Here is a 24508-nt window from a genome sequence, read left to right on the forward strand (position 1 = left end):
TGTCTTCACAGCCCGTAGATGCGGAACGCGGGGCGGCCGGACAGCTCGCGCACGGCGCCGAGTTCGACCAGACGGTCGAACAGGCGGCGCAGGCCGCGGTCGCTCATGCCGGCGATGGTTTCCGAAGCCACGATCGCGTCGTCAGAGAGCAGCTTTCCACGACGACGTCCGCCGACTTGGCCCTGAGTTTCGGCGCAACCGCAAGCAGCCGGTCCGCGCGGCGCTCGAGCTCGGCGGAAAGATCAATGGCGCGCAGCGCGCAGCGCGCCTGCGCCGCAAGCAGACTTTTGGTAACCTCAGGATCTGCCTCAATGCCTGTCGCCACAGAGCCGACTGCCGATCGGCGCGGGCGAGCGCTTGTCCCTAAGGCTGCCTCGGCGCCCAGCAGCGGCACCGCGTGGACCCAACCCAGCCGTTGCGCCAAGAGGGCGTCGGCGAGCCAGGCTCCGATGGCGCGCCCAAAGCCGTGGCGTTCGGCGATCGCCATAGCGCCGGTCATCATTACCACCGTCCCGTCACTGGCGGCGAGCTGTCGAAGATCGTCCGTCAGGGCGCTCACGCACTCGTCATCGGGAGCATAGCCGAATTCCTCCAATACCGCGGCCAGATTTCTCTTCGTCAGAAGCTGCTCTGCGGGCCGGGCGGCCAGCCGGCGCCAGGCGAGGAGCAAAAGGCCGGCGGGGCCGACGGACAAAAAATCGCCCTGTCGTGTGAGCAGCACGGTGTCGCGCAGCGCGCCTTCATCCTCGACGCGCCCTGCCTGTTTGGCCGTTGCCGCGGCAGCGACAAGCGCCAGGCGCTGCCACCAGGCGCCGGCCCACCGCTCCTGCCGCCGAACCACCGCATCGAGTGCGCCGATGGTGGCGCCTGCGATGAGCGCCACCTCCTCAACATTTTTTCCAGCAAGGCTTTGCGCATCGGGAACCGCCCGACGCAACCAAGCAGGCACGGCGGCTTTCGATGCAGCGACGCTGGCTTCACCAGTCAGCGTACCGTGGTAGCGCAGGGACAGTTTGGGTCGAAGAATCATCCGTGACAGGATGAATCCTGGCGGCGCTTTTAGCAACCCGATTTGCACATAACCGCCGCGCCCGTCGCGCACATCAAATGAATGATAATGTTGCATTATCGTTCGTTTCTGCGCTACATGGGGAAATGGCCGTTTTCGTCGAGCAAAAGCCCAAAATTCACGCCCAGCGACCCTCTGGACCATCCCACAGCGCGACGGTCTTTCCTGGAACGGCTTCGATAGCGCGCTGGTGCATCCCACTGACGCTTTTAAGTCTGCGGGCGCAAACCTGGCGCTGCCCGGTAGAAGATCACCCGCACCGACGGAACAAGCTGGCTGAGGTAATCGAAATCGCCAACATTGCCGGTCAGGACCGTCGCCCCGAGCATACCGGCCTGGTGAAAGATCAGCGCATCGTTGAGGAAGCGGCGTTCATGCCCCTCCCCTTTCGGCAGATGGCTCAGCCGGAACAACAGGCCGGCCAGCATGCCGGCGCGTCCCCAAGCGGTGGCGTCGGGTGCATGCAGCCGGTGCGCCGGAATATCCTCGATCGTATCCGCAACGGCTCCCAGGACCGACTTCGTCGTCGGGTGCGCCGGGTCGAGCCGGCCGAACACGTGGCTGAGCTCGGCAAGGCAGACGGCCGAGTGGTGACAGAGCCGATACGTCAGAAGGTTATCGACCGCTTCGGGCGTACGTCCCTGCAGGACATCCAGATAGACGCTGGTGTCGAGGAGCAATACGCCGCCGACAGGCGGCTGGTCACCTGCCCAGGACAGGGCGGAATCTGGTCGCCGTTCCAGCCCTGCCCCACGCCGCTGCGGTTTTAGGGACCGCAGTGCGCCGCCTAGATCAAATGCCAAGATCGATGTCCGCGGAGATGCTGCCCTTGCGGCCGACGAGCCGGGCGCCAAAATCATCATCGAGGGCCAGCCGCGACAAGGCGAGCTCAAGCAGTTCGGTGTCGGAGGTCACATGGGCGCGCTTCTTTGCCGCCTCGATCAATTCCGACGGCACCCTGCCGGAAAGGCGTGTGTTCTTGGCCGCGCCAAGCAGGCCGACCGCCCTCGCCTGCTCAAGCACCAGACGGTTGCGGGTGTGGGCGATCCGCTCCTCGCTTGCGGCTGTCGCTGCGCCACGTATGGTCATCTTGGGATCTCCATCTGTTGAACGGAATATAAAAGATGTTGAACATGAAAGCAAGGAGAGACCACCCCCTGAGAGGCCATCCCTGGATCCGAAAGGCCCGTTGCGCTCCCGCTGATGCGATACCAGGACCGGAGCGGAGGCAATTCCCGCAGCTATTCCGTCACACGGCACGCGGTGGACAATTCCGGACTTTGGCCGCACCTTCGCTCGCAAGAATCGCATTGCTGCGACATTAGAATGGACGAGGCTGGATGGGCAAAGCCCGTAATTTGATGGTGTCCACCGACGCAATCGACGCCGATGACCTGCCGGACATTGTCGACGTCGTCATGGAGATGGGGCGGCCGGATGAAGGCCCCTCCCCTCCCCCGCCGGTCCTTGACCCGCGACAGACATCGTTGCCTACGCATCTCGAAAAGCTCGCCGACCGTGCGCGCGATTATGTCGAGGCAGCAAGTTCGGCGAACACCCGACGCGCCTACGCAGCCGACTGGAAGCATTTTTGCGCCTGGTGCCGGCGCCAGTCTTTTGATCCATCGCGGCCGGACCCGCAGACCGTCGGCCTCTATATCACCGCGCAGGCTTCGGGCACTGGAAGGGACAAAAAGGCGGTGGCGACGATCGAGCGCCGCCTGTCATCGCTGACCTGGAACTATAGGCAACGCGGTCAACCGCTCGACCGGAAGGACCGGCATATCGCCACCGTGCTCGCCGGCATCCGCAACAGCCACGCTTCCCCTCCCCGACAAAAGGAAGCCATTCTGCGCGACGATCTCATCGCCATGCTGGAGACGCTCGACCGTGGTACGCTGCGTGGCCTGCGCGACCGCGCCATGCTGCTCTTGGGCTTCGCCGGCGGCTTGCGGCGCTCCGAAATCGTTGGCCTTGATCTTGCGCGCGATCAAACCGAGGACGGTCGCGGCTGGATTGAATTTTTCCCGGACAAGGGCGTACTGGTTGCCCTGCGGGGCAAGACCGGCTGGCGCGAGGTCGAAATTGGTCGCGGCTCGTCCGACGCCACCTGCCCTGTCGTCGCCCTGCAGACCTGGTTGAAGCTGGCCCGCATCGCGCATGGCCCCCTCTTCCGCCGCGTCACCGGGCAAGGCAAAGCGGTGGGAGCCGAGCGGCTCAACGATCAGGAGGTGGCGCGGCTGGTCAAACGCGCGGCATTGGCCGCCGGCGTGCGCGGGGATCTTTCCGAGGGCGAGCGCGGCCAAAAGTTTTCCGGACATTCACTGCGCGCCGGCCTGGCTTCCTCTGCCGAGGTTGATGAGCGTTATGTGCAGAAGCAGCTTGGCCACGCCTCGGCGGAGATGACACGCCGTTACCAACGCCGGCGAGACCGTTTTCGGGTCAACCTCACCACGGCAAGCGGGCTTTGATCGCATGCCCTCACCTCTGCCCCTTTGATAGAGTTGTGCCCACGAGAACCTCAGCCGTCGGGCGCGATCAGCTTTAGAGACGGGAAATAGGTGCGGTAGCGGCCGACGTCGCGGGTCAACAGCGGCAGACCACCCACGGCGGCATGGGCGCCAATGAAGAAATCAGGCAGCACGCCGGTGCGCGCCCCGCCAGATTTGCGGTATTGCGTAAAGATCTTGCCCGCCAGAAACAGGGCGTTGCGCGGGATCGGGGCGAGTTCCAGGGCCGCCTGTTTGATGAAGGCATCCAGTTCCTCGATGCGGTTGTAGCGAACCGCAAGCTCTGCGTAGACAACATCGTTGATCAGCAGCGGGCCAGCGATGCTCGCGGCCTCCAGCTTGGCAAGCGACCAGTCGGCCCATTTCGGATCATCGGTGACAAGGTCGAGCAGAATGTTGGTGTCGACGAGCGTCACGCTTCGCCACGCGTCAGCGCCATGATTGCGTCGGTATCAAGCCCCTTGCCGGCATGGCCACGCAATTTGGCGAACCGGCTCGCCGGTCGTTTCTTGTCGGCGCGCGCGAGTACCACGCTGCCATCGGCGGCGCGCACGAAATCGACTTGGCTGCCTGGAACGATGCCGAGAAGGTCGCGGACCGGTTTGGGGATCGTCACTTGTCCCTTGGCTGTGACTGTCGTGGTCATGCTTGCACCCATCGTAATACCATATTGACTAAAGGTATTACCACACACGCCGATTTGCAATCCTGGCTGCGAAATGCCACATCCGGTTACTAAACGGTCCTGCTCAAAGTCGCGCGGATGCCCGGTCCGCTGAGCGACCGGGGGTTGCCCGCCTGTTCAAGCGCACCGCTCTGGCCGCCCGCTCGCAGAGCGATCTCTCGGAGGGTGGTCGAGAAAAAGAGTTGCAGCCCATTGACTGCGACCGGGCCTGACGCGTCGGCTGAGGTCAAAGAGCGTTACGTGCAGAAGCAGCTTGGTCGCACGAGTGCCGAGATGACCTCAAAATTCGAACGCCGCGACCGTTCCGAGTGCCCTCTCCAAGCGCCCGGTACTGCTCTACCCGCCTCCAATTTCATTAGCCACACAGCGTAGGGAAATAAGGAGGCCGTCCTGCGCGACGATCTAATCGCCGTGCGGAGACAGTCGACCGTGGCACGCTACGTGGCCTGCGCGACCGACCTATGCTGCTTTTGTGCTTCGCCGGCGGCTTGCGACGCTCCGAAATCGTCGGCCTCGATCTTGCTCGCGACCAAACCCAGGATGGCCGCGGCTCGACCGATTTCTTCCCGGACAAGGGGGCTGGTTACCCTGCGCGGCAAAACCGGCTCGCGCTAGGTCGAGATTGGCTGCGGTGCGTCGGACGCCGCCTGCCGTGTCATCGCCCTGCAGACTTGGCTCAGCCTGGCCGGCATTGGCCCCTGTTCCGCTGGGACACCAGAAAAGGCAAAGCGGTGGGAGCCGAGCGGCCTAACGATCAGGAAATCGCAGGTCAAAAGCCTGCCGGCCGGGGTGCGCGGCGACATTGCGGAGGGCGAGCGAGAGATGAAATTCTGCGGGCACTCGCTTTACGCGCCAGCCTCGCCTCCTCGACTGAGGTTGGGAACGATAACGTTGCTCAAGCCGTCAAAGGTCGAACATCGTGACCGAGAAGCGAACCTGGTCCGGACCGTCAAGCGCTATTCGTAGAAATCCTTTCTGAGAGAAGTTCTCCCGGCCATCGGGACCCCGCCGAGGAGTGTCGGCGTGGTTCATCAGATGCTCCATGGGCCAGGCCTCAAGATAACCACAGCCCCCGCGCTCCGATGCCAGCTTGCAGCATATGGCATAAGACGCCGATCGACGAACGCGGCCGTCGTTGAAACGACGGTGAGCGGACGCAATCGCAATGATGCGAATTGTGCCTCTTTCTCCCTCGTTGTAGACCGCTTCTGGAACGGACGCATGAAGTCGGCGATACATTCGGATGACGGGGCTGATGGCGGCGGCGGCGATCTTTTGGCCGGCCTGCGCAATTTCCAGCTTGGTGGCCCTTCGGACGCCGCTCTGTAAAGCAGAACTCATCGATCTATGTTTGGCTTGGCAACCCACCTCGGCGGAACGGGTTGGGGTTAGGCCCTCTGTGCAAGATAGAAACGGTGATGGGACGACCTGAGGGCCGAATTTCAGCGGGAGGCGAACTTGGCCTGGTCGTCACCCCTCTCAACTGCCTAACTGGCCGACCTAATTTCGGATGAGGAAAGGCCCATGTTGAAGTCCAGCATAAGATCGAAGCGCTGTCGGAACCGGCAGCGTGCCTTTGGCCTTTAAAACTTGACAGCCGTGCAAATTGGATAATTGTGCCGCAATTTCAATGGTGTAGACGTCCGAATGTTATGTCAAGCTTGCACTGCCTTGTAGGGCTTATGACGACTGTTCCCAACAGCTCGGGAGATGCAATTTTAGATTATGCTTTCGAGGCGAGGACGCCCGTTAACCTCCTGTTAACTAAAAACTTCTTGCTGGATTGCCCGAATCGGGCATTAATCACGCTTGCAATGACAATCATGTCAGAAAAGCGTTATTCTGGAAGTTGCCGAATATGAATTTGATGCCAGATCACGGCTTGGAGTTCGATTTCGACGAGGAGATTCTCGAACAGGGAGAGCTTATCTCGGACAAATTGAACATGCTGCGGCTTGAGCAGTATCCCCCAAATGCGATGAAGGGACTACGGCAATTTTCGTCGGTCGAGGTCGCGGACTTTCTCGGCGTCACCCAGAACCATATCAAAAAGCTGCATCTCGAAGGCAAGGGGCCCGCACCTGAGGTTTCCAGTTCGGGTCGTCGTTCATACACCGCTCGGCAGATGCTCGAGTTGCGTCAATACCTCGACAAACACGGTCGTTCGGACTTCAAGCGCTATGTTCCTCACCGCCGTCAAGGTGACACGCTGCAAGTCATCTCCGTCGTCAATTTCAAGGGTGGCTCCGGCAAGACAACAACAGCTGCCCATCTAGCTCAATATCTCGCTCTGACAGGGCACCGCGTTCTCGCAATTGACCTTGATCCGCAGGCTTCCCTGTCAGCTCTGCATGGCATTCAACCTGAACTCGACAAGAATCCCTCGCTTTATGAAGCGCTCCGATACGACGAGCACAGGAAATCAATCAAGGAGATTATTCGGCTGACCAATTTCCCGGGTTTGGACATCGTACCTGCCAATCTTGAACTGCAGGAATATGAGTACGACACTCCACTAGCCGCTTCTAACAAGAATTCACCAGAAGGGCGCTTGTTCTTCACACGCATTTCTGCGGCGCTTAAGGAAGTTGACGATCGCTATGATGTGATTGTCATAGATTGCCCACCGCAGCTCGGTTACCTAACGCTCACATCTCTGACAGCTTCGACGTCGGTGATTATTACCGTGCACCCGCAGATGCTCGATGTGATGTCGATGTCTCAGTTTTTGCTCATGCTCGGTGGGATCCTGCAGTCCATCAAGGGGGCTGGGGCAGCGGTGAAGCTGAAGTGGTTCCGTTATCTCGTGACTCGATATGAGCCGACTGATGGTCCCCAGGCCCAGATGGTTGGTTTCCTGCAAGCTCTTTTCAACAAGCGCATGCTCAAGAACCAAATGGTGAAGACCACGGCCATCTCAGACGCTGGCATCACGAAACAGACACTTTACGAGGTCGAGAAAAGCCAATTCACGCGATCAACATATGAACGGGCGGTTGAAAGTCTGAACGCGGTCAATTCCGAGATTACGTCACTTATTCATAAGGCATGGGGGCGGAAGTGACCATTTTGACAGCCGTGCAGAACGACAGTTTTGGGAGCAATTTCAAAAAGATGAGAGCGGCTCTGAGAGGACAGAATGGCTAGAAAGGACCTTCTGGCAAGCGTAACCGCGTCACTTACACGGGAACAGCCAGTGCATTCTGCGTCACAGGCTAGGTCTGACTACGCCAAGCGTGGCGCGTCGCGTTCGATGATGCAGTCACTGGACGAACTGGCCGAGAATTCGGTGCGGATGCTCGATGGCGAAACCGTGGTGGCGATTGACCCCAAGGATCTCGATGGTTCGTTCATTGCTGATCGTATAGGGGAGGACGACGCAGAATACCTACAGCTCAGACAAGCCATTCGTACATCTGGCCAGTCGACACCGATCCTTGTGCGACCGCACCCCCATGATACAGGCCGCTACATGATTGTATTTGGCCATCGACGGGCAAAGGTCGCCCGCGATCTCGGCATTAATGTCCGAGCGGTCGTGAAGCGCTTGGCTGACATTGAGCATGTCATCGCACAGGGCCAAGAAAATACTGCTCGAGCCGACCTGTCGTTTATCGAGAAGTCGTTGTTCGCTAGGAAGTTGATTGAGGGCGGTATGACGAAGGATACTGTCAAATCAGCTCTTACGGTCGATGACACGCTGCTATCTCGTATGCTGTCGGTTGCTGAGACAGTTCCCGAAGCGGTGCTGAGTGTCGTTGGGGCCGCAAAGGGTGTTGGCAGGGATCGTTGGGAAGAACTCAAAAAACTAGTCCAGATTCCAACCAATGCTACCAAAGCGATCGAGTACGTTCGAACCGAGCAGTTTGCAGCAGGTCAGGTGAAGGATGAAGTCTTCAACCTGCTCCTCAGTCATCTGAAATCATCCAAGACACCCAAGAAGCCAAAGGTTGCCCTCGCACCCAAAGCCTGGGCTCCTCCCGACAAATCACTGAGCGTTGCGATTAGAGGGACACCAAAGAAAGCTTCGATAATAGTCGAGGCAGCTTACGGTCTCCATTTTGCTGAGTTCATAGCAGGCCAACTGGACGGTCTTTATGAGGCCTACAGGAAGCAGGAAAAGGAAACCAAGGGAGACTAAAACCGCAAAAGAAAAAGGCCCCCGACGGCGAACCGTGGAAGCCCTTCTCGATCTTTAGCAAGCCGAGAATCTCATTTCCGCGAATCAGTGTCAAGCGTTTTAAGCGTCGATTCGGCGGACGGATTTCTTTTGCCTAATTAAAGGCGAAGGAAGAAATGGAGACGGGTATTGCAAGGACGCCCTTTGGGCGGCGGCCGATGTCGCTTGCCATGCTGGCAGCGCAAAACGAGACACGTGAAATCCCTAAGGGCAGGGTTGTCGACAAGTGGCAGATCTACCGCAACCTCTGCGAAGGCAAGAGCATCGTCGGTATCGGCGATCGCGCTCTGGCCGTTCTGAATGCGTTGCTTTCATTTTTCCCGGACAGTGAGTTGAGCGAGGAGAACGGGCTCATCGTCTTTCCCTCGAACGCTCAGCTGTCCCTCCGGGCGCACGGAATGCCCGAGCCCACGGTCAGGCGACACCTGGCGGCTCTCGTTGACTGCGGGTTGATCATCCGTCGAGATAGCCCGAACGGCAAGCGTTATGCGAGGAAGGGGAGGGGAGGGGAGATCCAGGAAGCATTCGGCTTCTCCCTGGCACCCTTGCTGGTCCGTGCTTACGAGTTTGAGGCGGCGGCGGAGCGTGTTCGTGCCGACAACCGGGCGCTCAGGCTCATGCGCGAGCGGATCACCTTGCACCGCCGTGACATCCACAAGCTCATCGAGGCCGCCCTTGAAGAGCACGTTCCGGGCGACTGGGGAGGCTTGTGGAAGCGCTTCCGCAGCATTGTGGAGGCAATTCCGCGCCGAGCCTGCATTGCCGAGCTAGAACCGATCGTAGCCGATCTTGCCGTATTGCATGACGACGTGGATAAGCTGCTGGAATCTCATATGAACTCCACGAATCCGAGCGGCAATGACTCCCAAAACGAGCGGCAGCAATCTAATTCAAATACCGACTCTACTTTTGAATTTGAACCTGCTTTAGAGAAAAGCGGGGCGACGACCGAGCCCAGAACGAGGACCGCAGAGGCGCCGAAAACATACCCGCTGGGGATGGTGCTGAAGGCCTGCCCCGAAATTGCGGACTATGCCGTCGACGGGATCAGAAATTGGCGCGATCTCATGATAACCGCCGCCCAGGTGCGGGGATATCTGGGTGTTTCGCCGTCAGCGTATGAGGAAGCCTGCCATGCGATGGGTCAGGAGACTGCGGCGATGGTGATCGCCTGTATCCTGCAACGTGCTCAGCACATCAATTCCGCCGGCGGCTATCTTCGGGCACTGACTGATAAGGCCAGGGTAGGGACTTTTTCGGTCGGGCCGATGCTGATGGCGGCGCTGAAGGCCAACGGCGCCACAGCAAGGATGACGGGATGATGATCGCCAAATCCCGCAGCTTATCGCTTTGTGCCCAGCTCAAGCGCGTATTACGATGGCCGGCTGATACCTGTGGAAAGCCCGGAAAACCTATGTCTTCCGGATGAAAAGAGTTCAGCCTATGACCACCACCGTCACCGTCACCGCCGTCTCGAAAACCTTCGGCGCCTATCAGGATGCCGCGGTTCGCGACCCTGTCAGCATCACCGAGAACGGCCGGCCTCGCACCGTGCTGCTGGCTTACGAAGATTTTGTCCGGCTGTCGAAGCGCGACCGCCGGGTCGATCTGACCGCGGAACTCAGCGCCGACGAGATCGTCGCTGTCGAAGCCGTCGAAATGGAGCCGGGCCTTGACCATCTCAACGGCGACCTTCTTCCGGCAAAGGTCTGACAGCAAAAAATGCTGCCGGCTGAAATCAAGGTCGGTTACGTCTTCCGCCAGTCGTATCTCTGGCATTGGCAACACCGCGAGGGGCGCAAGGAAGCCGACACAATGACCGGCCATGCCTGGTGCTGGCGCTGGTCGCCATGTAGGAGGACGGCTGCCCCGTCGTCCTCCTCACCCGTACACCACCGTCCGATCCCCATGATGCCATCGAGATCCCGGCCGCGGTCAAACAGCGCTTGCGGCTTGACGGGGACTGAGCGTGGATCGGTTTGACGGCGCCAACGTCGAGACAGTCGAAATGATACATTTGGAGATAGGCGGTCGGCGTCGGATTCGGATGGAAGGACGCCCTCCGGCTATTTCCAGCGCTAGGAGTGGTCTTGCCAAACCTGACGCGGTCCGCGCAGCGCCACGGCGGCCAGCGATTCCGTAAGTTCGGTCGTGGCGCGGCGCCCAATTATCCTAGCAATTGTGGAGTGCGACTCCTATTTTGCAAGGAAGAATCGAAGCTCACGGGCGTCCCAGCATGGCGGACAGATCATCCGGCAGCACCGCCTCTTCTGAGGCGGGGCGGCGTGTTTGTTGCCGTCGCGGTATGGTTGCTCTTGCCCAACGCGCATTTCCGGGTTTTGATCGACGAGAGAGAGCATCTCCTCTACAAGGATCGAAACGAAAGGCTACGGTTTATCGTTCGTTTTTAACTGTCGACGGGCGCGGCGGCTTTAGGCCATTTTCGTTGCCAGAAGCGCCGCGATGATTCATGCTGTCGACGATGATTCTCCGCCCGAAACTGCTTCGCCATGCACCTGTGGCGCTCACCAGTGCAGCCCCGGCTGCGCTGGCCACTCCCGTGCCGACCTGGCTGCGCGCCGCGGCGGCCGGTCCGGACTCGATTGAAGACGCTGCGTTTGCGGCGGCCGCGGCGCTGACCGCCCTCGATGCGGTGGTGCGCCGGCAGGAGCGATGGGCCGGCGCCTGGCGGCAGCGCCTGGCACTCGCGGCAGCGGCGGCAACGGCGAAACGCGCCGGCCGGGTCGAGGACGAGGCGGCGCTGCGCGACGCGCTGCTGCTCACCCGTCCCGGCGACGATGTTGGACCCGCAGGACGTATGTTGCTTGCCTGGCGAACGCTGGCATCGCGTCCGGTCGCGACGTTGGTCAGCGAGGCGGTGTTGGTCCGTGTCGCGGCGGATCTGGGAAGGGCGCTTGACGAAGCGGCGGCCGGCCAAATCAGTCACGAAATCCAGGCGAAGGCTGGCGCGGTCGGTAATGCCGTCGCTGGCGCGGTCGACGCGATCGCCGTGCTCGAGCGTCATGACAGTCGCGCCGCGCGTGAGCTTGGACCGTGGCTTGCCGACGCTGTTCTGGCCGACCGGCTAGGGTGGGCGCATGCGGTGCCCCTGTCCGGCTTGCACCCGGTGGCGGGCGGTCGTCGGTCACCACATGCCGAACCGCAATCGGGGCAGGCGTCCCGGCAACGCATTTGGGCGGCTTATGCGCAGGCGGCGCTGCAGGCGATGGATCTTGCGGCCGAGCTCGGCCGCCGAGCCGACCGCCTGCTGGCTGTCGCCCCAAAACTGCGGGCGAAAGGGGCGGACACCGTCGTCGAAAAGCTGCTCTCCGACGACGCGATCGTCGCATCCGAAAAGATCGCCGGCATGAGCGACCGCGGCCTGCGCCGCCTGTTCGACCGGCTGATCGAACTTGGCGCCGTGCGCGAGCTGTCCGGCCGTCCGACCTTCCGCATCTACGGGCTGTGAGACCATGGAGCAGGCGAGGGGGAGAAGGGCGAAGGAGCGATCAGATGACCACCTGTTCGACCGCGAACTGGATCACCTGCCGCCAGAAGTACGTTGGCGCGAATGGATGAACCGGGTCGAAGCAACCATCTTCGCCGCCAGCGAACCGGTCAGCCGCGAGGTGCTTACCCGCATCGTCGGCAAGACCTGCAGCATCGACCTGCTGATCGACGACATTCGCGAAGAATTGCGCGGCCGGCCCTACGATCTGGTCGCGGTCGCCGGCGGCTGGAAGCACCTGACGCGGCCGGCCTATGCCGACGCCATCCGTACGGCCGTCGGCTCCAGCGAACGCGCCGTCGACCTCACGCAATCCGAAGTGCTGGTCTTGATGTGCATCGCATTCTTCCAGCCGATCACGCGCGCCGAACTGTCGTCCTTCTTCGGCAAGGAGATCAGCCGCGACCTGATCGGCAATTTGCGCTCCTTCGGCCTGATCGCCTCCGGCCCGCGAAGCCCGACGCCAGGCGCCCCCTATACCTATGTGACGACGAAACAGTTCCTGCTGGAATTCGGGCTTGAAACCTTGCGCGACCTTCCCGACTTCGAGGCTCTCGAGGATGCGGGGCTGCTGTCGAAGGAAAAGCTTCTGGCGGGCGACATCATGCCGGGGTTTTCCGCCCCCGGTGAGATTGACGCCGACGAATAGAGCGCCTGTGCCTGGCCGGACGACCGCCATCGTCACCGCAACTTCTCGAGCGATATGACGGCAAGATCGATTTTTCCCACGAGGTCCCTCAACGGCGCACAATCCGGATAGTGTTGCATCAGCATGGACTGTGCGAGGCGGAGGTCCTCGATGTGTTGTTCGCCAGCTTTTGACGTTCCTCCGGCGGAATTCTCTCCGTAATAGAGGTTGAAAAACACCGCATCGGGCATGGCCGCCCGATCGTGTTCACATTGAACCCAGTCATCAAGCTCGCTTCGGACAGCATCAACGCGGTTGTACACGCCTGCGCGCGCTCGCGTGTCGGTCAGCACACCTTTCAGCAGGGTGCCTATCTTGGCATGCGCGTCCACAGGCATCGCCGCCTTCGGACGCCGGCGCCGCTTGCCGCTGAGCGGCAGCCGGTAATCGACAGTGGTTGTGGGGCCGCGTTGCGGGGTAGCTTTTCGTTGGCCGTTTCTCGCGAGCTTCGCCTCGGCCTCAGCCTTCTCTCCCGGAGTCACAAAAGGAGCATGACCGTCGATGGCGACCCGGTCACAATTCGCGGGCACGATCGGTGAAGGGCCTTTGGAAAGCGCCTTGAGAAGCCCATCGAGCGAATATCCCTTCGACGCATCGGCATACAGGTAAAGTTCACAGCTTCCCGGATAGTACATCCCCGCCCATTCCGGCCTTGCGAGCGACCAGTTGTGTCGCCGCGCCCAGGCGTCACGCTCTTTCGACGCAGCACTCCCCGCGTAAGGTTCGTCGGCCCCAACGTGATGTTTTGCGACGGGATCGTACCAGGCACTTCCATGATCACGTCCAGGCAGGCGGGCCAGATATTCCGCTCCGGGTTCGACGTGTGCCTTGGATGGCTGCAGGCCCGTGATGTCCATGAACTGCAGTACCCTCGCAGCTCCGCAAGCGATGTCCAAAGCCGCGCTCGCAGAGTCTGGTCGATACCTATCGACCACATGGTCTGAGGCACGACGCCGGAAACGACCGAGCTTGTGAGCATATCGATACTGAGACGGCTTGATCAGGTCATCAAGCGGCTTTGAAATGGATACCCGGATCGTCTCACGGCCGGATGTTCGTGTTTGGCCATCTTCCCAGAAGGTGGAGATATAGACCACATTCCGCGCCAGGCTGGCTTCCGCTGGACGATCGCCCAACGATCGGCGTGCATGCTGAAAATTGCCAAAGCCGGATACTTGAGATGCCGTGTCGAGGGCTTCGCTGTGCGAGATTGCATCTCGCTTTGAAATCGCCTTGGCAAGGCGCTTTATGCCCTCAATCGAGGACGGCTGAACATCAGTCTTGGACATGCCAGTTCTCCTGGCTCGTTGGGAAGTGTCGCCCGTCAACCACCTCGCGAGCCCGAACATGACATGAACGGGAGCGTCAGTATCGGCAGTGCTGTCAACAGCTTCGCAACGACGGGCGGCGCGCTCCTGCCAGAAGCACCGAATCGTAGAATACAATTGATTTCTTTTCGTGAGAAGTCTCTGGCCCACTGCCCAATCGAGCAAAGTGTCGAAGGTCACGGGGGCAGTGTTACGTTAGCTTTGCCGTGCTGATCGGGCGGGTGCCGCTCGCATGACCGAGAGTTGGCCTAAGTGTGGAGCCTCAACAGGTTGTCCTCGGTTAGATGGAGGCGACTGATAGGTGGTTTGGATTTTAAGCTGCTGTGGGGACGATGCCAATTGTATCTGTGCAACCAGATTGGCAGTTCGGCAGCAAGGCCTCGCGAAAGACATCAAAAACACCATTGGCCGAGGAAGCTCGAAAGCCATTGACTTCAACACGCCGAATAGAGAAGTCCGCAGCCATTTTCAACTAACTTTACGAAATTATCAAACTTGACGAACTTGCGCTATGTAGCCATATTGGTGACAGCAAGAGGTCGTGATCATGGCCGCTCCAAAACGCAGCAATCATAGTGGGACCGCATCACGTGCGGGAGTCGCTGCCCTGAGCTTCACCACTAAGCTGCCGGCACAGGCCGATTTCAAGAAGGCGTTGCTCGAACGTTATCAGGAAGCGATCGTACGCAGCCGCGAGATCGGCCATCGCGTATCGTTTCGGGTAGAGGTCGATCCTACGGTTGGTGCGCAGACGATCACGCCGGTCGAGGAACAGCCGATCGCTTCGGATGTGTTTCCCGCCGAAAACACGGGCAAGCCAGACCCTGAACTTGAAGCGGCGCTTGCCGCGGCGCGCGAACGTGGCCACAAGCGCGTCGCCGAAATTGTCGCCGGTGAAGACGTGCTGAGTGCTGAAGCCTTCGCCAAACTGCTCGGCATGTCGCGGGTGACGGTCAATGCCAAGCGGCAGAGCGGGCAGGTGCTCGGGATCGAGGGCGCCAAGCGCGGTTTCCGTTTTCCTGTGTGGCAGCTCGACAAGGACGGTCGTCCCTTCGGCGCATTGCCGGCGCTGCATGCCATGTTGGGCAATAGTGCCTGGGCCGTCTATCGGTTTCTCGTGTCGCGCCATGGTGCCCTCGATGGGCGGACCGGCCTTCGAGCCCTTCAACAAGGCGATGACGCCTTGGTGTTGGCCGCGGCGGAAGGCATGGCCCGGGGCGATTTCGACTGAATGCGCGGCGTTCCACCTCCACCCGATTTCGCGCGCTCAAACCTCGGAATCGAGACCATACCGCTGGTCGGATGTTTGGTCGGATCTACTGGAGCACCTATCCCGATGCGTTGGGATACGGGAAGTCGCCGAGCCGGTTCAGCGATCCTCGACGCCGTCTTGATGCCAACCGGTTTGGCGTTCTTTACCTCGGTGACTCGCTGAAGGTGTGCTTCCTCGAGACCGTGCTCCGCGACCCCCGCGAAGGAATCCTTGACGATCTTCCGGTGGAGCAGGTGGAGTCTGACCCGACGGCGCTATGCGGAGATCACGACCAAGGCAGACCTACGCCTGGTCGACCTCAGAGGCGACAATGCCGTTCGGATGGGTGTGCCGACCGATGTCGTTCGGGCACAGCGTCGGAACCTGGCACGCCGCGTGGTCACTGGTGTTTCACGAGCACCCATCCGACCCCGCCGGGATCATTTATCCCTCGCGCCTCAACCAGGCGACCAACCTTGCCATTTACGATGGCGCAGTACCGAAGCTTCAGGCGAAGCGTGTTATGACCCTTCTCGGCGCGCGAGGGCTGGCTCAGGTTCTGGAGGATTTCAAGGTGGGGTTGGTGTGAAGATGCAGCTCGTATCCGTATCGCTTGGCGAAGATGGCTGTAGCGCCAGAAGCGTCCACTAAGCCGGGGCAACGGAACGACCGGTGAGGGGCCGCAGATCGGCGGCTGTCAGCACCGGATCGCCGAAACCTGCCGTCCATTCACATCAAGGATTCGACCGTTGTCGAATGGCTGGCCTTGGCCGCTAGCTGGGTGCGACTGTATATAGACAAAGCGGCGCGCGGCCGCCGATCGAAGTGCGAGCGAACAGGCGGTAGCGATGGATGACAACGACAGTGCTAGCGGCAAGCTCCCCGGCGACAAGCTCTCGAAAATCTCGCGAGGCGAGCCGCTAACGGCTGCCGAAGAGATCGCTTGCGGCGCGCGCGAGCTCACAACCGAGCGCCTCGCCCGCGAGTGTCTGGAATCGCCGTCGGTCAAAATGGCGCGGGAGCTTTACGTTTCCCCTGCGGCAAAGCTGGCCCGCGATTACGCCAATTCGCCTGCGCAGCAGGTCGCGCTCGGGCTTGGCCCGGCCTTTGGAGCGGCCGAGACGCGCGCATGGAAGCGATGCGCAAGATGCTCGAACCGTCCATCGCGCTGGCCGCGAAGCTCAATGCGATCCAGCCGTTGGCAATCGACCATGCCAAGCTCGCCTGGATCGGCGCAATCATGCCGTCAATTGATCCCAAGGTGATTGCGGCGATCCAGGGCGTGCAGCCGCTCAAGATCGATCCGTTGTTGGCGAGCACCGTCAGCGGGGCGCAGCGGACGTTCGAAGAGGCAATGCGACCATTCGGCGGCATCGGATCGACGGTCAAGCAGTTCGAAGAGCAGCAGCGTGCCGTCCAGAAATCGCTGCTCGCCTCGCTTGCCGGGCCGTTCGGTGACATCGCCAAGACCTCGCAATGGGCGAGCACGCTCGGCCGGTTCGACACCCCCGATATCACCAAACTGCTCGGCGGGGGCCTTGGCACGGCTGTCGGCGACATACGCGACGCGATCGCCAAGAACTTCGTCGGTTCGGCTGTGATCGATCAGGCCACGATGAGCGCAATGCTCGGGCTGACCGCCCGGTTCGAAGCCGATTTCGCGGCGACCCAGCTCAAGATGTCGGCGCTCGCCGGTATTGGCGAAGTGTTCGACCGGCGCAGCCATTTGCAGATCGACGCCTATCATTCGCTCTTCGGCGAGTGGCGTACGAGCGTCGATCTTCCAGAAAATTTCTGGCGCGACGGGCGTGTGCGCAAGCGCATGTATCGCGAGGCCGAAGTCGATGAAGGGTTGGTTGTCGCCCAGCCCGGCATGGCGCTCGAGATCATGATCGAGAGCGGGCTGACCGTCGGACTTCGCTCGGAAGCCAATGCCGTGGCGGTCGTGACGCTTGGCGAAGTATCGATGACTGTGCAGTCGCGCGGCACCAGCAAGGATGCCTATGCGTTGGTCGGGCGGTTCGAGCAGGAACTTCGCGCCTATGTCGAGCGCAAGCTCGAAGAGCGCTTCGGTCCGGACTGGTTCAAGCTGCGCGCGTCGAACCTGATCGGCAAGGCGAAGGAGATTCGCAAGGTGGCGATGGCGCGCGGTGAAGCGTTTGCACCATTGGTCAATTTTACCGAACTGGGTGAGCTGTCAGGGATCATCCAGAGCACGAAAAACTGGGATGACGTGTTCGGCTGTGTGTTCGTCGAGAAGACTGAATTCGACCATGACATCCAGAAGTCGATCGCCGTCCGGCGTCCGACGATGCACATGCGCCGGATCGACGGCGTGCGCCTCGTCGAAGTAATCTGCGTGATGCAGCGGCTGTCCGAGCAGATGGCGGACGATGGCGCGTGGAAGCTCGCGGCCGAGTCCGATCGCTAGACAAGCCACGCGGAAAACCCCGCCCCCGCGTTTTGCGGGCAGGAGTCACGATGGCGCTCCCAATTGTACGACCGGTTCCGAGGTGGGCGATTTGTCACCCGAACGACGACAACTGAGGCGCATTTCAGACAGGCAGCCTTTGGGCCGATACCCGACCGACTGCTTCTGGGTGTCGAGGATCGAATAGGTGTCGGAGGTGCGGACCTCTTTTACCGCTTCGGACCGGCGCTGACTCTGAGGCGGGAACCAGGCTCAGCGCAGACCGAGGGAGCACAAGTTATATCGGTTTAAACATGCTCTCAGCTGCATCGGAGTTAAGGCGCGCCCAGAACTCCATCGCGTACCTGTCCGTCATGCCGGCGACGAAGTCGCAGACCTCACGTGCTTTGACGCTTACATTAGGCGCTTTCCGAATGCGGCCCCGGACGTCGGCGGGCATCAACAAGTCACCCCGGTCTCCCATCAGGGCCTTGAAGATGTCGGTGACGAGGTCGTAGCCCCGGTATTCACCAAGCTTCACGCGCGGCGCATAGATCGCAGCCACAAATGTGTACTGCTTCAACACCTCCTTGCGGAGCATGAGCTTCTCCGGAAGGTATATCTGGCTGAGCGATGGGCACTCTTTTTGGGCTTTGAGTTCGACCCCCGAGATGAACTGGTGTACGAGCTCCGATGAGAACTCTGTCCTCTTGTAGCCGTCCTCGCTCATGACCTTGGAGGTGCGGTACGCCTCGGCGAATGTTAGCAGGCTCTCGTCGCGTTTCGCTTGTTGGGCGATGTCGTCTTCTATCACCATGCCGTCGAGCGGCGAATCCGCATCCTCCGCCGGCTGCTCTATTATCTCGGAGAATATCTCCATGAAGACAGCCTGTATCTCATTGATGGTCACCGTCCGCTTCATCGGCTTCGAGGCCCGCTTCGCTACCGCGCTGAGCAAGGCATCGTCCGACGCCAGCATCTCCGCAGGGGACAGGAACCCGACTTTGAAGCAGTCCTCGAGGTCGTAGACCGAGTAGGCGATGTCGTCCGCCAGATCCATGATGCTGCATTCGATCGTGCAGAACTTCTCCTCAGCACCAAGGACGTAGCCGTTGAGCACCGATGCCTTGACCCGGTCGACGATAATTTTCTCCGAGCCGTAGTAGCCTTTGACAAAGCCGTCCGCCGCCTTCCGGATGGCGGGTATCTCGTTGTCGTACTTCAGAGTGGCCGCGATGGTCCGATGGCAGAGATTGAGCCCCGCCCTATCGTCCCCCGCCAAAGGTTCGGCGTACCGCAACTTCTTCTCAAGGCGCGTCAGGATTCGCAGGGTCTGCGCGTTCCCCTCGAAGCCGCCGTAGCGTTGCATTGCCTTATCGAGCGCGCTCTCGCCGTTGTGGCCGAACGGCGGGTGACCGATGTCGTGCACGAGCCCGGCGGTCGCGCAAAGCCTTGGGTCGATCTTGCCGCCGAGATCCTTGTCGTAGTCGTAGTTGATGCGCTCGGCGATGCCCTGAGCGATCTGCGCCACTTCCAGAGAGTGGGTGAGCCGGTTGCGGAAGAAATCCGACTCCCTGCTTGGGAAGACCTGGGTCTTGCCCTGTTGCCGGCGGAAGCTTGCGGAATGGATTATCCGCCCGTAATCTCGGCCGAACTCGTCGCGCCACTTTTTGTCGTGGCCGTCCTTCTCGGGGACTACTTCTCTGCTGCGGTCCGCATCGGTGTACATGGTCTAGGCCGGCTGATTAACGTGGCCGTGTTGCTGTCCATCTTTGGCATCATCCTGCGCCTTCTTCTCCTGCGCACGCTGCTCGGCCAGGATCCGTACCGTCTCCCGCAGAGTGCTCAGTTCCCGCTTCGCCTCCTGCCTTGCGTGCACGACAGCCTGGAAGTTTGCCATTCTATTTCTCCTGCTTGTTTGTCAACCCAAGGTTGGACCCTGGATGTTCTCATTATGTTCTATTTCGACGACCTTGGCTATGCATCGTCCGCCCGAATCATGCGCGTAGGTACCCCGGCCTTTCGTGCGACGTCGGCTATGTGGCTCGTCAGGCCGACCTCCCCCCGCAGCAGGAGCCCGTGCCCCGTCGGAAGCGACTGTACCCGCAGCCGCAACGATTCGAGACCCTCCGATACGTCGAATACTACCCATCCGTCCGCCTCGCCCGGAACGATGATCGAGCCGGCCGAACGGCTAGCGCCGCGGTGAAGTTGCATCACCCAGACCTGCTCGCCGTCGAACGCCCACTCGAAGCGTACGTCGCCCAGCGCGGCGACGAGGCGGGCGTGCGTGGCGTGGACGGTCGCCACCACTACATCCGGAACGGCCATCGGCGGCGTAGTGCCCTGCATGAAATCCTCGCCGGTGCCGCAGGCGCCTTCAACATAGAGGATGCGGTCCGCACCCTGCACCGCTGCGCCCGACCATACGGCCGGCACGGCCTCCTGGGCCAGCACGGATACGATCGCGGTGCCGTCGGGATCTTCCCTCAACAGTAGGGAGAAGGGGTCCAACCATCCTCGCGAGGTGGTGAACTTGCCCGGTACCTGTTCCACCGGACACGTCCTGGTCCAAATCTCCTTGGACCCGGTCGGCGTGCCGAAAGCAAATGGGGCCAAGCGCCGGCCAATTACCGTGCTCCGTGGAACCGGAAAACCAGCCAGGTGCGCGACGAGCAGGCCGAACGCTTTGTCGCCCATCATCCGGGAGAAATCGTTGGGCCACCGAACGTCCACCCGATTGCCGGGCAGGGTTTCGTGGGGACCAAACTCCCAATAGAGAACGTGCGACTGCCGGTAACCCCGCGGTGCGGGGTGGAGGCTGAACTCGAGGCGGGCCGCCTCGCCATGGGCGAGCTCGGGCCCGAATCCAAAGACGGTTTGGAAGGCGGCGTTGGCCCACGGGGCGGGGAGGGAGGCAAAACCTTCCCTCTCGACGCCACGGGGCGTCGCGTCGGGACGGAACTCCACGACATCATCGAGGATCACGCCGGAGACGCCGCCATCGGACACGTCAATGGTCTCATTAACTATGGCGAAGCTTCCCTCCGCCGCGAAACGGGCCAGGGCGGTCAGAACGGCCTCAGAGTCCTGCAGCGCATAGAGGAACTCGCGGCTCTGCGAAGACGCTTCGCTGAAGGTGCGAATGTTGACCGTTCCTTCCCCGCTCCGTTCGAACAGCGCCTGCACGGCTTCCGAGGCGGCGGCGAATTGGTGGTTGGCCGGCAATCCGGCCAGCCGGCAGTATTCCTGCCGGGGTCCCGAGGGCGACGGCGAGAAGCTCACGAACTGGGCGACGTTGAACCTCTCGGCCAGTCGGTCCAGCGTGGCGTCCTTGCGGAAGTCAGGCGGGGCGAGGTGAGACAGGTTTCCGGAATGGATCATCGGCGCTTGGGATCCAACATGGTCATCAGGTCTCGCTGCTCATTGGTTTTACACTTGGGACGGTAAACACTCCGTTGGCAAGAGACAAATCGACCGCAGCTTTTTGCACCTGCAAAAGATGGTACTGCGACAGCCTGGCGACTTGAGGCACCGGGCCACGGATGGGGTGCCCGACGATTCTCGCTGCCGAATCCCTTTCGCGACCTCTCTATCATATGAGAGCCGAAAGGTTATTAAGAATATGCAGAATATGCATTCGATGCTCCTCCGGCGCGTTGCGCAGGCGGCTCATGGCCTCCTCCAACTCCGAGCCGGACGCAGTTGCGGTGCTGTCCGCCTTCACGAGCCAGTCGGCGAGGTCGGCCTCGATCCCGGCGGAAGGCGGCACCTTGCGCGAAAGAACCTTGCTCACATGCCCTTGGGTGACGCGGCAGAACTCAGCCAACTCGCGCTGGCGAGTGCGAGTGCTCCTTAGGACGGCGTTCACGGTATCGATGATATCCGTCGATTGCATTGACCTGTGTTTCACGAAATGAATATAATGCATAATTCCTCGGAACAATTTATGCAACACGTCATCTCCCTCCACAACGGCACACCCGTGAGCCGCTTCCTGCCCGATCCTGCGGAGTCCGTGGTCCCGGGAGTGGCTTGGGGCCGGTTTGAAGAAGCGTTGACCCCTGCATTCTGGGCCGCACAGGCCTGGATGCAGGAATTGGCGGGCGGTGAGGCGTTCGGCCTTGGCGACACCCTGGCGGAGGAAGTGGCCGCCTGCCTGCTCGGTGGGTACGGTGCGCCCGCTGAAGTCGGTCTCGCGGCATATGGGAGGGTGCGGCAAGCGATGCGCAGCACTGCCGTCGTTGACGTCGGTGCGATCGAGGCCATGCTGACGATGCCTCTGAATGTTGGCGATAGGTTGGTCCGGTATCGCTTCGCCAGGCAAAGGTCGCGACAACTGGGCGAGTGCCTCGCGAGGATCGCCGATATCGACGAGGCCGCGCTGGACGACATCTCGCTCAGGGACGCACTGACGCGGCTGCCGGGGATCGGCCCCAAAACGGCATCTTGGGTTGTCCGGAACCGCAGGGCGAGCGACGAGGTCGCGATACTCGATATCCACATCGTGCGGGCGTGCGTCCATATGGGAATATTCGGCGGCGGTGCGACGCCTGCGAGTGACTACGTGGGCCTCGAATCCCGTTTCATCGGGTTCTGCCGCGCTGCCGGCCTACGCGCTTCCTTACTCGATGCACTGATGTGGCGAACCATGCGATCGATCGGCCCGTCATTCGCGGGCTTGCGGCCAGCGTCGAATCCGAGTTCAACTGGAGGACGCAGCAAGGGGAAGACAGCATGTCCGGAGGTGGTGGCTCGAGCAGGGACGATCTGAGTCCGGGAATCGGAGGGGGGCCGGACACCTGCGGCCAGACCTACAACGCCCCCATCAACAGCCCTAAGCCTTCCGTGCTGGGGCCCGTGTCCATCGGGACCGTTCTCACCGTCGACGTCGTTCCCACCGGCACTACCAGCACCCTTGTCGTCCGTGACGCGATGGGACGAATCGGCGGCTCCCTGACTTTCCTGGGCTATACGCAGGTCATCAACTGCATCGTCCAACGTGGCGTGGCCTACACGGCGACGGTGCTGGCCATAGCGGGCGGCGTCTACACCGTCGAGGTGGTCCCCGTCTGATGCGCAGCCTTTCGGTGGTAGGCGGGATCTACCGCGAGCGCTGCCTGCAACCGACCTGGGATGCCGTCCTCGGATCCGCCGGTCGTGCCGCCCAGGCACTCGGCACCGTCAAGGCTTCGCGGAAGCGGTTGCACGCTTACATGAGCGATCGGGCGCGGAGCGAAGTCGCACTCCTCGCCGAGCTCGCCGACTTCGAGTTGGTACCCACGGACCTGCCTTTCCTGGTGTTGTTTGACTACGCACATACGCTTGGCGACCCTGTCATATCGCCGCCGATCGGCTTGATGGGCCAGCGACCGCCGCTCGCCGTCAAAGACGACGTCGTGCTCCGCTACGGCATGCTCGAGGGCGATGCCGTCGTCGCCGCCAACATCGCGGTTTACGATCCACAATCCGCTTTCGGCGCTGCCGCGTTCACTGCCAACGGCTCGTCGGCCAAGAGGCTTGCAGTGGTGCTCAACAGGCTCGAGTTGCGCTCGATCACCGGCCAGGAAGATCCTCGCGCCGGTGCCGACTGGCTGTTCCGGAACGACGGTGCCGAGGTGGTCGTGCTGAAGATGGGGGCCTTGGGCGCACGGGTAATCACGCCGGACGGGGCGTGGGAAATCCCCCTCTATCGATCGGAGCGCGTTTGGAAATTGGGATCCGGCGACGTCTTCTCCGCAACGTTCGCTGCAATGTGGGCCCTGGAGGACATGGCGCCCGATGACGCGGCGGACATCGCGTCGCGGGCGACCGCGTGGTACTGCGGCCATCGCGCCCTTCCCACCCCGGACGCCGCCACGCTTGCCACGATGCCGTTCGAGCAGGTGCGCCCGGGTACGGGCCGCATATACTTGGCGGCGCCGTTCTTCGACCTCGGGCAGCGCTGGCTGGTGGAGGAGAGCAGGCGCGCCCTGCTGCAAGCAGGTGCCCAGGTGTTCTCGCCCATCCACGAGGTCGGACCCGGCGCCGCCGAGGTCGTCGCTCCGGCGGATCTCGCCGGCATCGAGGACTGCGACGTACTCCTGGCGATCGTCAACGGGATGGACCCCGGGACCGTCTTTGAGGCGGGCTACGCCATCCGCAAGGGCATACCGGTCGTCGCGCTGGCGGAGAATTCGCGGGAGGAGGATCTCAAGATGTTCGTAGGCTCCGGGGCGACGGTGACCAGCGACTTCGCGACGGCCATCTACCAGGCTGTCTGGAGACTGCCGCGATGACTACCGCCTTGCTCCTGTCGGGCGGCATGGACTCTGTCAGCATCGCATGGTGGCTTCGGCCCGACGTCGCGTTGACGATCGACTACGGCCAGAAGCCGGCCGAAGCCGAGATCGACGCCGCCGGCCACGTGGCCCAACTACTCGGCATCTCGCACGAGGTGATCCGGGTCGACTGCTCGTCCCTGGGTTCTGGCGACATGGCCGGTACCGCGCCCGACGCCGCGGCGCCGGTGTCGGAATGGTGGCCCTTCCGGAACCAACTGCTCGTCACGCTGGCCGGAATGGCGGCGGTGCGCCATGGCGTGTCGCGGCTGCTGATAGGCGCTCTGGCCACCGATGGCGCCCACGCCGACGGTCGGCCCGAGTTCGTGGAGCGGGCATCGCAGCTCATGGCCATGCAGGAGGGCGGGATAGTCGTCGAGGCGCCCGCCATCGAACTCGATGCGGTCGAGCTGGTGCGTCGATCGGGAATCGATCAGGGCACGCTTGCCTGGGCGCATTCCTGTCATACCGGCAACTACGCTTGCGGCAGGTGCCGCGGCTGCACCAAGCACTTCAACACATGGCAGGCCCTTGGCTGGACTCCTCACTGACGAACCC

Annotated in this window: 23 protein-coding genes and 4 pseudogenes; 16 read left to right on the top strand and 11 right to left on the bottom strand. The window is 61.5% G+C overall.

All coding sequences use genetic code 11. The features are described from left to right. Positions 1 to 5: 5 nt before the first annotated feature. The 3 genes and pseudogenes from AC1RZR_RS35885 to AC1RZR_RS35895 form a co-directional block, all read right to left on the bottom strand. Positions 6 to 1030: pseudogene (locus AC1RZR_RS35885) on the bottom strand (DUF1403 family protein). Positions 1031 to 1278: 248 nt separating this feature from the next. After that, on the bottom strand, positions 1279 to 1872 hold the full coding sequence (locus AC1RZR_RS35890; protein ID WP_481829340.1) for a type II toxin-antitoxin system VapC family toxin: 594 nt from the start codon (positions 1870 to 1872) through the stop codon (positions 1279 to 1281). Beyond that, positions 1862 to 2158 (bottom strand): hypothetical protein, encoded by a 297-nt coding sequence (locus AC1RZR_RS35895; protein WP_481829341.1) that lies wholly within the window; start codon positions 2156 to 2158, stop codon positions 1862 to 1864. Before AC1RZR_RS35895 ends, AC1RZR_RS35890 begins: the two co-directional genes overlap by 11 nt. Positions 2159 to 2409: 251 nt before the next feature. Between AC1RZR_RS35895 and AC1RZR_RS35900 the strand changes: the two genes are divergently transcribed. Continuing rightward, entirely contained in the window at positions 2410 to 3540 is a 1131-nt protein-coding gene (locus tag AC1RZR_RS35900; RefSeq protein ID WP_481829342.1) for a site-specific integrase, read from the top strand. A gap of 50 nt (positions 3541 to 3590) precedes the next feature. Here AC1RZR_RS35900 and AC1RZR_RS35905 read toward each other — a convergent pair whose 3' ends face one another. Beyond that, positions 3591 to 3995 (bottom strand): type II toxin-antitoxin system VapC family toxin, encoded by a 405-nt coding sequence (locus AC1RZR_RS35905; RefSeq protein WP_481829343.1) that lies wholly within the window; start codon positions 3993 to 3995, stop codon positions 3591 to 3593. Then, complete coding sequence (locus tag AC1RZR_RS35910) at positions 3992 to 4225, bottom strand: AbrB/MazE/SpoVT family DNA-binding domain-containing protein (RefSeq protein WP_292860958.1); 234 nt, start codon at positions 4223 to 4225, stop codon at positions 3992 to 3994. Before AC1RZR_RS35910 ends, AC1RZR_RS35905 begins: the two co-directional genes overlap by 4 nt. A gap of 417 nt (positions 4226 to 4642) precedes the next feature. Here AC1RZR_RS35910 and AC1RZR_RS35915 point away from each other — a divergent pair. The 7 genes and pseudogenes from AC1RZR_RS35915 to scpB form a co-directional block, all read left to right on the top strand. Then, a pseudogene (locus AC1RZR_RS35915) lies at positions 4643 to 5142 on the top strand (site-specific integrase); the annotation flags it as partial. A gap of 980 nt (positions 5143 to 6122) precedes the next feature. Continuing rightward, positions 6123 to 7328, top strand: a complete 1206-nt coding sequence (gene repA / locus AC1RZR_RS35920) for a plasmid partitioning protein RepA (protein ID WP_481829344.1) — start codon at positions 6123 to 6125, stop codon at positions 7326 to 7328. Between the two features lie 75 nt (positions 7329 to 7403). Then, a complete protein-coding gene (repB, locus tag AC1RZR_RS35925; RefSeq protein WP_292860952.1) occupies positions 7404 to 8405 on the top strand; it encodes a plasmid partitioning protein RepB in 1002 nt (333 codons plus the stop codon). A 155-nt stretch (positions 8406 to 8560) separates the two neighbouring features. Beyond that, positions 8561 to 9766, top strand: coding sequence for a plasmid replication protein RepC (gene repC / locus AC1RZR_RS35930; protein ID WP_481829345.1), 1206 nt, complete (start codon positions 8561 to 8563; stop codon positions 9764 to 9766). A 121-nt stretch (positions 9767 to 9887) separates the two neighbouring features. After that, complete coding sequence (locus AC1RZR_RS35935; protein ID WP_481829346.1) at positions 9888 to 10157, top strand: type II toxin-antitoxin system Phd/YefM family antitoxin; 270 nt, start codon at positions 9888 to 9890, stop codon at positions 10155 to 10157. A 757-nt stretch (positions 10158 to 10914) separates the two neighbouring features. After that, a complete protein-coding gene (locus AC1RZR_RS35940) occupies positions 10915 to 11913 on the top strand; it encodes a DUF1403 family protein (protein ID WP_481829347.1) in 999 nt (332 codons plus the stop codon). 4 nt (positions 11914 to 11917) lie between these two features. Then, complete coding sequence (scpB, locus tag AC1RZR_RS35945) at positions 11918 to 12601, top strand: SMC-Scp complex subunit ScpB (protein ID WP_481829348.1); 684 nt, start codon at positions 11918 to 11920, stop codon at positions 12599 to 12601. A gap of 32 nt (positions 12602 to 12633) precedes the next feature. On the opposite strand, the gene AC1RZR_RS35950 is transcribed toward scpB, so the two are convergent. Both AC1RZR_RS35950 and AC1RZR_RS35955 read right to left on the bottom strand, forming a co-directional pair. After that, the gene (locus AC1RZR_RS35950) at positions 12634 to 13929 is read right to left on the bottom strand and encodes a DUF5623 domain-containing protein (RefSeq protein ID WP_481829349.1); all 1296 of its coding nucleotides are present in this window, start codon (positions 13927 to 13929) and stop codon (positions 12634 to 12636) included. A 287-nt stretch (positions 13930 to 14216) separates the two neighbouring features. Next, positions 14217 to 14342 (bottom strand): annotated as a pseudogene (locus AC1RZR_RS35955) (IS481 family transposase); the annotation flags it as partial. Between the two features lie 173 nt (positions 14343 to 14515). Here AC1RZR_RS35955 and AC1RZR_RS35960 point away from each other — a divergent pair. From AC1RZR_RS35960 to AC1RZR_RS35975, 4 genes and pseudogenes are all read left to right on the top strand, one after another. Continuing rightward, a complete protein-coding gene (locus AC1RZR_RS35960) occupies positions 14516 to 15199 on the top strand; it encodes an XRE family transcriptional regulator (RefSeq protein WP_481829611.1) in 684 nt (227 codons plus the stop codon). A gap of 71 nt (positions 15200 to 15270) precedes the next feature. Then, positions 15271 to 15417: pseudogene (locus AC1RZR_RS35965) on the top strand (RES family NAD+ phosphorylase); the annotation flags it as partial. A gap of 161 nt (positions 15418 to 15578) precedes the next feature. After that, complete coding sequence (locus AC1RZR_RS35970; protein WP_481829626.1) at positions 15579 to 15809, top strand: RES domain-containing protein; 231 nt, start codon at positions 15579 to 15581, stop codon at positions 15807 to 15809. Positions 15810 to 16349: 540 nt separating this feature from the next. After that, complete coding sequence (locus AC1RZR_RS35975) at positions 16350 to 17651, top strand: Swt1 family HEPN domain-containing protein (protein ID WP_481829350.1); 1302 nt, start codon at positions 16350 to 16352, stop codon at positions 17649 to 17651. Between the two features lie 277 nt (positions 17652 to 17928). Here the strand turns inward: AC1RZR_RS35975 and AC1RZR_RS35980 are convergent, their stop codons facing one another. The 4 genes from AC1RZR_RS35980 to AC1RZR_RS35995 form a co-directional block, all read right to left on the bottom strand. Further along, positions 17929 to 19359 carry a deoxyguanosinetriphosphate triphosphohydrolase family protein gene (locus AC1RZR_RS35980; RefSeq protein WP_481829351.1) on the bottom strand — a complete coding sequence of 477 codons (1431 nt, stop codon included), beginning with the start codon at positions 19357 to 19359 and terminating at the stop codon, positions 17929 to 17931. A gap of 3 nt (positions 19360 to 19362) precedes the next feature. After that, entirely contained in the window at positions 19363 to 19530 is a 168-nt protein-coding gene (locus tag AC1RZR_RS35985) for a hypothetical protein (RefSeq protein ID WP_155914955.1), read from the bottom strand. 77 nt (positions 19531 to 19607) lie between these two features. Next, positions 19608 to 21014 (bottom strand): hypothetical protein, encoded by a 1407-nt coding sequence (locus AC1RZR_RS35990; RefSeq protein WP_481829352.1) that lies wholly within the window; start codon positions 21012 to 21014, stop codon positions 19608 to 19610. 211 nt (positions 21015 to 21225) lie between these two features. Beyond that, positions 21226 to 21585 (bottom strand): hypothetical protein, encoded by a 360-nt coding sequence (locus tag AC1RZR_RS35995; RefSeq protein ID WP_481829353.1) that lies wholly within the window; start codon positions 21583 to 21585, stop codon positions 21226 to 21228. On the opposite strand from AC1RZR_RS35995, the gene AC1RZR_RS36000 reads away from it, so the two are divergent. From AC1RZR_RS36000 to AC1RZR_RS36015, 4 genes are read left to right on the top strand one after another with little or no spacing between them, the layout of a single operon-like run. Continuing rightward, positions 21580 to 22404 (top strand): 8-oxoguanine DNA glycosylase, encoded by an 825-nt coding sequence (locus AC1RZR_RS36000; protein ID WP_481829354.1) that lies wholly within the window; start codon positions 21580 to 21582, stop codon positions 22402 to 22404. The genes AC1RZR_RS35995 and AC1RZR_RS36000 overlap by 6 nt on opposite strands. After that, positions 22368 to 22706 carry a hypothetical protein gene (locus AC1RZR_RS36005; protein WP_027026482.1) on the top strand — a complete coding sequence of 113 codons (339 nt, stop codon included), beginning with the start codon at positions 22368 to 22370 and terminating at the stop codon, positions 22704 to 22706. Before AC1RZR_RS36000 ends, AC1RZR_RS36005 begins: the two co-directional genes overlap by 37 nt. Continuing rightward, positions 22706 to 23908, top strand: coding sequence for a PfkB family carbohydrate kinase (locus AC1RZR_RS36010; protein ID WP_481829355.1), 1203 nt, complete (start codon positions 22706 to 22708; stop codon positions 23906 to 23908). The genes AC1RZR_RS36005 and AC1RZR_RS36010 overlap by 1 nt, the downstream gene beginning before the upstream one ends. Further along, the gene (locus tag AC1RZR_RS36015) at positions 23905 to 24501 is read left to right on the top strand and encodes a 7-cyano-7-deazaguanine synthase (RefSeq protein ID WP_010914039.1); all 597 of its coding nucleotides are present in this window, start codon (positions 23905 to 23907) and stop codon (positions 24499 to 24501) included. The genes AC1RZR_RS36010 and AC1RZR_RS36015 overlap by 4 nt, the downstream gene beginning before the upstream one ends. Positions 24502 to 24508 lie beyond the last annotated feature (7 nt).

The sequence above is a fragment of the Mesorhizobium bavaricum genome (assembly GCF_056781655.1).